This window comes from Mesorhizobium sp. P5_C1, assembly GCF_054049815.1.
In genome coordinates, this window is the sequence record NZ_JBFULQ010001177.1 from 1 (window position 1) to 863 (window position 863).

The following is an 863-nucleotide window of genomic DNA, read 5'->3' on the forward strand; positions in this document are numbered from 1 at the left end:
GATGAAAACGCGATGACCTGGGATGGCTCGATCCTCCGCCTCGGCGGGGCGGTCGCGGATGGAGATCATATCGAGTATTTGTCCTTGTCCCGTCCGGCTCTGGGATGTTTGCATTTCCCTTTTTTATGTTCTAACCCGGTCCGACTATTCGCCAGGGTCGAACTCACCTTTGAACAAGACTTTTGCGACCGGCCCGAGCGGATTTGCGATCTGGCTCTCCAAAACCTCGATAAGTTTGCGTCCGACACCCGCCATGTCCACGAAATGAACGCCGATCTTCGCCGGCAGGAAGCGTGCAAGTCGCGTGCTGTCACGAGTGACGATGTGGACGTCGCTCCCAGGCACAAGACCTCTTCTGCCAAGAACGTGTAACGCCCCGAGAAGGCCCAGTTCGTTGGCGCATGCCAAGCCTGTTGGCGGATCTGACGACCCCAGCAAGCGATCGAACCAGGCAGCGCTCGACTCCATCGTGAACATGCCATGGCCGATCAGCGACTGGTCGATCGGAATACCAGCCTCGGCCATTGCCCGTTCGTACCCAGAAAGACGCATGGCACTCGCCTGGTCCCCCGGAACGAGAAGTTGCAGCGCAATGCGTCGACAGCCCTTGTCCATGAGCTGTCGGGTCGCCTCGTAGGCAATCTGTTCGTTGTCGATATCAACATAAGGATATGCGACGTCCAGGTCGGTTCTCCCGAAGGCGACAAATGGCATGCCTTGATCCAGCAGCAGCTTGACGCGCGGATCGCCCGACACCATGCGCGTGATGATCAGTCCATCTGTGCTGCGCGCCTGAAGCTGCCGCTGCACACTCACAACGGGATCGTCGTCGGGAGTCGTGGAATAGATGGACAGACTATAAC

General features: G+C 58.2%; 1 protein-coding gene. It reads right to left on the reverse strand.

Going from position 1 to position 863, the window contains the following annotated elements:
- Positions 1–144: 144 nt before the first annotated feature.
- Positions 145–863, reverse strand: a 719-nt coding sequence (locus ACXJ7R_RS34710) for a substrate-binding domain-containing protein (RefSeq protein WP_457155735.1), incomplete at its 5' end; no start/stop codon positions are given.